General features: G+C 68.0%; 6 protein-coding genes. 5 read left to right on the top strand and 1 reads right to left on the bottom strand.

What is annotated here, in order from left to right:
* Nucleotides 1-49: 49 nt before the first annotated feature.
* Both VFS34_09145 and polA read left to right on the top strand, forming a co-directional pair.
* Nucleotides 50-676 (top strand): DedA family protein, encoded by a 627-nt coding sequence (locus tag VFS34_09145; GenBank protein ID HET9794614.1) that lies wholly within the window; start codon nt 50-52, stop codon nt 674-676.
* Nucleotides 677-764: 88 nt separating this feature from the next.
* Nucleotides 765-3,449 (top strand): DNA polymerase I, encoded by a 2,685-nt coding sequence (gene polA / locus VFS34_09140; GenBank protein ID HET9794613.1) that lies wholly within the window; start codon nt 765-767, stop codon nt 3,447-3,449.
* Between the two features lie 238 nt (nt 3,450-3,687).
* Here polA and VFS34_09135 read toward each other — a convergent pair whose 3' ends face one another.
* A complete protein-coding gene (locus tag VFS34_09135; protein HET9794612.1) occupies nt 3,688-4,512 on the bottom strand; it encodes a hypothetical protein in 825 nt (274 codons plus the stop codon).
* Nucleotides 4,513-4,675: 163 nt separating this feature from the next.
* On the opposite strand from VFS34_09135, the gene VFS34_09130 reads away from it, so the two are divergent.
* From VFS34_09130 to VFS34_09120, 3 genes are all read left to right on the top strand, one after another.
* Nucleotides 4,676-5,755 carry a hypothetical protein gene (locus VFS34_09130; GenBank protein HET9794611.1) on the top strand — a complete coding sequence of 360 codons (1,080 nt, stop codon included), beginning with the start codon at nt 4,676-4,678 and terminating at the stop codon, nt 5,753-5,755.
* Between the two features lie 59 nt (nt 5,756-5,814).
* Nucleotides 5,815-7,083 (top strand): DUF1015 domain-containing protein, encoded by a 1,269-nt coding sequence (locus VFS34_09125; protein HET9794610.1) that lies wholly within the window; start codon nt 5,815-5,817, stop codon nt 7,081-7,083.
* A gap of 170 nt (nt 7,084-7,253) precedes the next feature.
* Nucleotides 7,254-7,416: GIY-YIG nuclease family protein (locus VFS34_09120; GenBank protein HET9794609.1), on the top strand; the 163-nt coding region annotated here is incomplete at its 3' end.

Genomic DNA, 7,416 nt, shown 5'->3' with positions numbered 1-7,416 from the left:
CTTTCCCGGGCCCGCTCCCGCGACGGTCCCGTGCTATCGTGCGCGGGCTTTGTTGGGCCGCCTGATCACGCTCGTCTCCCGGTTCGTCCTGACGACCATCCAGTCGGGCGGCTACGCCGGCGTGGCGGGACTGATGGCGATCGAGTCCGCCTGCATCCCCCTTCCTTCCGAGCTCATCATGCCGTTCGCCGGTTTCCTCGCCTCGCGGGGACGCTTCGCGGTCGGCTGGCTGGGGTTCTTCGGCGCCGTCGGATGCGTCGTCGGATCGATCCCCGCGTATTACCTCGGTCTCTACGGCGGACGGCCGCTCATCGAGAAGTACGGGAAGTGGGTGCTGCTGTCGCACCACGACCTCGACCTCGCCGATCGCCTTTTCCAGCGGCACGGGGAGCCGGTCGTCTTCGTCGCGCGGCTCCTCCCCGTCATCCGCACGTTCATCGCCTTCCCGGCGGGCGTCTCGCGCATGGACATGCGCCGCTTCGTTCTCTACACCTTCGCGGGATCGCTGCCGTGGTGCCTCGGGCTCGCCTGGATCGGGTCGAAACTGGGCGAGCACTGGACGGTACTGGGCGCCTATTTCCACCGGTTCGACGCGGCGATCGGAGCCGCGATTCTCCTCGCGGTCGTCTTGTACGTCTGGCGCCATGTAAGCCGGCTCCGCCGCCGCGTGGAGTAACCGGAGCGGGAGCGCGCTCGCGCTGCCCTCGCACCGAGTTCTCGCCCCGCCGTAATCGGCAGCGGTGGGGCCTGCTAGACTCGAAAACGTGGCCGCGAAGCGTCCTCTCCTCTATCTCGTCGACGGTTCCAACGCCCTCCACCGGGCGTTCCACGCGATCCGGTCGCTCAACAACTCGAAGGGATTTCCGACCAACGCCGTCTACGGTTTCGCCGCGATCCTGAGGAAGCTCGTCCGGGAGCACAAGCCGACGCACGTCGGGATCGCTTTCGACATCTCGGAATCGACCGCCCGCAAGGAGGCGTACGCCGACTACAAGGCCCAGAGAAAGCCGATGGCGGACGATCTCGCGGTCCAGATTCCCTATATCCGGCGCCTCTGCGAGGCCTTCCGGATGCCGATCCTCGAGCTCCACGGCTTCGAAGCGGACGACGTGATCGCGACTCTCGCGACGAAAGCCGCCGCGCAGGGGATCGACGTGGTGCTCTTCACGACGGACAAGGATTTCCTGCAGCTCGTCGGCCCGAGAATCCGCATGTACCAGGCGATGCGCGAGAAGATGCTCGACGCCGCCGGCGTCGAGGAGTTCTTCGGCGTGCCGCCGGAGCGCGTCGGCGACGTCCTCGCGATCATGGGCGACGCCTCCGACAACGTCCCGGGCGTCCCCGGGATCGGAGAAGTCGGCGCGAGGAAGCTCGTCCAGCAGTACGGCTCGCTCGAAGAAGTGCTCGCGCACGCCCCCGAGGTGACGGCCAGGAAGGCGCGCGAGGCGCTTCTCTCCGGCGCCGAATCCGCGCGGCTGTCGCGCCGGCTGGTCGAGCTCGAACGGACGCTCCCGGTCGAGCTCGACATGGAGGCGCTGAAGCTCGACCCGGCCGACCCGGAGAAGCTGAAGGCGCTCTATTCGGAGCTCGAATTCCATTCGCTCGTCGAGGAGCTCGAGGCGGCCGCTCCCGGCTCCGTCGAGGAAGTGTCCTTCCGGAAGCTCTCGGAGGACGAGCGGTTCGCGCCGGCCGCCGGATGCGAAGCGCTCGGCGTTTCGATCGTTCCGCTCGGCGTCCCGGGGAACGGAAGCCCGGCGCCGAGCCCCGCGCCGGAGGGAGAGTCGGGAAACCTTCCGCTCGGCCGGCCCGCCGACGCTCCGGGAGTTCCGCGCTTCCTGTTCGCGATCTCCGACGGCGCCGCGACCGCCGTCGGAGAAGAGACCGGCGAGGAGCTCGCGCGGCGTCTGGCCGGGATGCGCGGGGTCTCGTGGGTGTCGCCGGACGCGAAGGGAGTCGACGCGTTCCTCCTCCGCCACGGCGTCGAAGACCTTCCGACGATCTTCGATCCGTGCGTCGCCCGCTACGTGCTCGCGAGCGGAACGTCGAATCCGGAGTTCGAGGCGATCGCGCTCGATCTCTTCCGGCGAAAAGCGGCGACGGCCAGGGAGGCGGGCATTCCGCCGGGATCGCTCGCGACGGCGGCCCGCTACGCCGCGGAGCGGGCGCGCTGGGCCCTCGAGATGCGGGAAAAGCTCGGGGCCGAGCTCGACGCGAAGCCGAACCTGCGTCGCGTCTTCGACCGGATCGAGAGCCCGCTCACTCCCGTGCTCGCGCGGATGGAGGCGGCCGGAGTGCTCGTCGACGTGCCGTACCTGAAGGCCCTGTCGGAGCGGATGGCGGCCGACCTCGCGCGCCTCGAGTCGGAGATCTTCTCGGAGGCGGGAGAGGCGTTCAACGTCGCGTCGCCGCCGCAGCTCTCGCGGATTCTCTTCGAGAAGCTGAACCTCCCGGCGGGGAAGCGCACGGCCAAGACGAAGACGTACTCGACGGGCGTCGAGACGCTCCAGGGTCTCGCGTCGCAGGGATACCGGATCGCGTCGCTCCTCATGGAGCATCGGGAGATCTCCAAGCTGAAGGGGACGTATGCCGACGCGCTCCCGCTCCTCGTCGACGCCGGCGACCGCATCCACGCGAAGTTCAACCAGACCGTCGCGGCGACCGGCCGGCTCTCCTCATCGGATCCGAACCTCCAGAACATCCCGATCCGGACGGAGGCGGGGCGCGAGATCCGCCGCGGCTTCATCGCGCCGGAAGGACACCGTCTCCTCGCCGCGGACTATTCGCAGATCGAGCTCCGGATCCTCGCGCACGTCTCCGGGGACGCCTCGATGATCCAGGCGTTCGCCGAGGGACAGGACGTGCATCGCGCGACCGCCGCGAAGGTATTCAACGTGTCGCCCGATCTCGTCACCCTCGAGATGCGGATCGCGGCGAAGCGGATCAATTTCGGCCTGCTCTACGGGATGGGCGCGTTTTCGCTCGCCAAGGATCTCGGCGTCCCGACGGGGGAGGCCAAGCTGTTCATCGAAGCGTACTTCGCGCAGTTCCCCGGCGTGCGCGCGACCCTCGAGTCCGTCGTCGAGGGGGCGCGGCGCGAGGGCCTCGTCACGACGATCTTCGGCCGCGAGCGCCCGATCCCGGAAATCCGGTCGAGCAACGGGATGGTGCGCGCCAACGCCGAGCGGATGGCGCAGAACGCCCCGTTCCAGGGGTCCGCGGCGGACATCGTCAAGCTCGCCATGATCGCGGTCGACCGCACGCTCCGCGAGGCGAAGATGCGGACCCGGATGCTCCTCCAGGTCCACGACGAGCTCCTCTTCGAGGTCCCGGACGACGAGCTCGACGACGCGCGCGCGCGGATCGTCGCGGGGATGGAGAGCGCGGCGACGCTGGCGGTGCCGTTGAAGGTGGATGTGGGCGTGGGTCGCAACTGGCTGGAGGCCAAGTAGAAGATATCCGGCTCGCGATACATCGAGCGACCGGCTTCCGTCGTCGCGAGCGATCTGCCGCGGCGTAGCCTAACTCGAAGGCGGAAGCGGAGCGATCTCCCGGTTTGAGCGTTGGTCGCTTGCTGAGGAGCCGACAGCGACCTCGGTGGTTTGAAAGGCGTAGGGGCGGCGCCGGCGGCACGTCCCCGACTTTCGACTCGCGACCCGTGACTCGCGACGGGGCGCGCCTCGCCGCCGGCTACGGGCCGACGGATTTCTTGATCGAGGCGGCGCGAACGAGTGACACGTCGTAGCTGATCGTCCCGCCGAGCTCGAGGACGGCCCAGCAGGTGATCGCCTTCCCTTCCTTGCGGGCGGGCGTGAACGTCCAGCGGGAGATCGCTTTCTCGAGGTACGGCAGGAGCGCGGCGTCCTTCACGTCGACGGGCGCCAGGCGCGTGGCGCGGCCGCTCTCGCCGATCTCGATCCACAGCTTGACCGCGAGAGGACCCTTGTACCGGTCGGCGTACCACTTCGTGCGCTTGGGGAGGGCCGGCTGGTCGAGCGCCTCGGCCGATTCGGCTCCCTTGAGATCCGCGAGCGCGGGAGCCGTCGTCAGCCACGATTCGTCCCAGCGTTCGCCGCGCGCGGCCGGAACGGCGTCCTGGGGGCCGACGGGAACGACGGTCGCGCGCGCGATCTGCGGCCGCGAATACTCGACCTTCAGGTTGAGCTCGAGCGTCGCCCAGCCGGCCACCGGCGTTCCCCCCTTCTTCGGCGGGAGGAATTCCCACTTCTGGAAGGACTGCCGCTCCTGGGCCTCGAGCGACGGAATCGGGTCGTGGACCAGCAGGACCTCTTCGATCGCGCCCGACGCGTTCACGCGCACGGCGACGAAAGCCGGGATCATGACTTCGACCCCGGAAGGGAAATCGCGCGTGACGAGACCCGGCGGAGCGTCGGCCCCGCATGCGAGCGGGTTCGTGTCGGGCATCGCGAGGAGCGGGAGCGGCGCCTCCGGCGCCTCGGCGGCGAACAGGGGTACAGCGATCGCGAGACCGAGGATCCCGAAAAGGCGTTTCATCGGTGCGGGAATGTTAGCACTGACGCGCCGGCGCGGACGAGAGCTCGACCGGGTGCGCGCGCGGGTCCTCCCGTGCGGCTTCCCGGGGGTTTGGAGGACTTCCGCGAGCCGTCCGGCGAAGATCCGGGCGCTATAATCGAAAACGGGGGAGGGGAGTTCAGGCATGGCCCTTGCGGCGTCCGGTCCCGGCATGTCGGCGCCGGTCGAAAGTCCCTGGATCCGGAGCCGAGGCTTCGACCTCGGATTCCTCACGCTTTCCGCCGTTCTGGTCTTCCTGCCCTACGTGGGCTACGGCTTCCTGCAGCGGCTCGGCGTCTCGGTCGCGACCGCCTCGCTGATCGTCGGTCTCTCGGTGACGGTCCTGATCGGCGGCCCGCACATGTACTCGACGTATCTCCGGACCGCGCTCGAGCCCGGGTTCCGTCGCCGATTCGGGTGGCTCGCCTATCTGCCGCTCGTGCTCATCCCGACGCTCGTGATCCTGGGGTCCGTTTACGCCTTCCCGGTCCTGCTGACCGCGTTCTTCTTCTGGGCGTCCGTCCACGTCACCCACCAGGCGCAGTACATCTCGGAGGCGTACCGCCGGAAATACCAGGCGGTTTCCACTTTCGACCGGCTGCTCGACGCCGCCGTGATCCTGGGCGCGCTCTACACGATGGCGATGTTCAAGTTCGTGCGGGGCGAGTTCATCATCGGCTCGCAGCCGCTCCTCTTCCCGAAATTCCTGCGTTTCGAGCAGCTTCCGTACGTGTTCGCGGCGGGATTCGGAGCGCTCTTCCTCTTCTATGCGGTCCGCACGGCGGGAGAGATCCGCCGGGGCGTGGCGGGATGGCCGCGCCTCCTCTTCATGGCGCTCACGATCTCGATGGCGTTCATCGTCCCGGTCTTCCACAACCTCGACGTCTCGTTCCAGGGCTTCAACACGTGGCATTCGCTTCAGTACCTCGCGCTCACGTGGTTCATCCTCGACGGCAAGGCGCAGCGCGGAGAGATCGGCTCCGGATTCGTCCGGAAGCTGTCGGGAAGGGCGAAGACGATGCGCTACTACGGCGCGATGATCGGGTTCACGCTGGCGGCCGGCCTCGTCTATCTCTTCCTGTGGCGCGGCATCGGCTTCCCGCAGGACCAGTGCTACTACGTGGTCGTCCTGTCCTTCCTCCTCATCCACTACTTCTACGATCACATCCTCTTTTCCGATTTCGCGATCGCGCCGTCGCGGCGGCCCCGGGCGGCGACGACGTAGCCGGAAATGGTGCGGGCGAATCACGCCCGCGCGGGATCGCCCGTATAGAATCCCCGGCCATGGAAATTCATCCGTTTCGCGCCCTCCGGTATTCGCCCGGGACGATCGAGGAACGCGGTCTCGACAATCTCGTCGCGCCTCCGTACGACCGGGTCACCCCGAAGATCCGCGAGGAGCTCTACGCGCGCGCCCCGGAGAACATCGTTCACTTCGACGCCCGGAAGGAAGAGGGCGGAGACGTCTACGCCGAAGCGAACTGGCAGCTCAAGGAGTGGCTCCGGACCGGCGCGATGTACCACGAGCGCTCCGCGGCCGTCTGGATCCACCAGGTCGTCTTTCCGGGACGCGACGGGACGACGAAAGCCCGGCGCTCCCTCGTGGCGCTCGTCCGTCTCGAGCCGTACGACGGCGGATCGATTCGCCCGCACGAGAGGACGCTCGCGAAGGCGAAGGAGGACCGGCTGAACCTCCTGATGGCCTCGCACGCGGACTTCGGCATGGTGTTCCTCCTGTCGCGCGCGCCGCTCGATCCCGCGCTCCAGACGCGCCGCGCGCCCGATCTGTCGTGCCACGATCTCGCCGGCAACCGGCACGACGTCTGGCGGATCGAGGACACGTCCGAGCACGTCCGCTTCGAGCGTCTCCTCTCGACGGCCGGGTCGCTCATCGCCGACGGGCATCACCGCTACGAGACCGCTCTCAAGTTCTCGAAGATGCCCGAAGCCGAAAAGCTCCCGACGGCCGCGTTCAAGCTGTGCGCGATCGTCGACGTCGCCTCTCCCGGCCTCGAAGCGTTCGCGATTCCGCGCGCCGTCTCCGGTCTCCCGGATTTCTCCGCCGACGCGATGTTCCGGAAGGCGGAGACGTTCTTCGAAACGGCGTCGTTCACCTCCCCCGAGGAAGGGCGGGCGGCGCTCGAGGCGCTTCCGCGCGACCGCTCCGGGTTCCTCGTCGTCACGAAGGACGCCACCCGTCTCGTGACGCTCCGGCCGGATGCCCCGGTTGCCTGGCCGGCCGAGAAGAGCGCCGCCTGGCGCAAGCTCGACGTCTCGACGCTCGAGATCGCGTTCCTGCGCGGGGTGCTGGGGATCGAGCCGGCGCAGATCGAGCGCGGCGAGCACGTGTCGTTCCCGAAGGACGAGGACGCCGCCGTCGAGCTCGCCCGTTCGGGAGGAGCGCAGATGGCGATCCTGCTCCGCCCGACGCCGATCGACGCGGTCCAGGACGTGGTCGCCCAGGGCGAGGTGTTGCCCCAGAAATCGACGCTGTTCGAGCCGAAGATGATCAGCGGTCTATTCGGCGTTTCGCTGGAAGACCCGATTACGTAGTCAAGACGGAACGCGCCGAGTTGAAGCGGACGCTGCGCGCCGCTTAACTCGGTGGCGATTGTCTGAGACATGTGCTGCCCGCTGCTTGACGCGCCGCGCCCATGTCATCCTGAGCGAAGCGAAGGATCTGCTCGCGTAGTCGCGGGATCATTCGCCGAGGGAGCCATCGGGTGAAAAGCTATTTCGTCTACATCCTCACGAACGCCGGGCGCGTCCTCTACGTCGGTGTTACGAACGACCTTGCCAGGCGAATCGCCGAGCACCGGTCGGGGCTCGTTCCCGGCTTCAGCCGGAAATACCACCTTCACCGACTCGTCTATTACGAGGAGACCA

The organism is Thermoanaerobaculia bacterium (genome assembly GCA_035717485.1).
Taxonomy (GTDB): Bacteria; Acidobacteriota; Thermoanaerobaculia; order UBA5066; family DATFVB01; genus DATFVB01.
The sequence above is the reverse complement of the archived record's forward strand: the minus strand, read 5'-3'. Positions and strand labels throughout refer to the sequence as shown.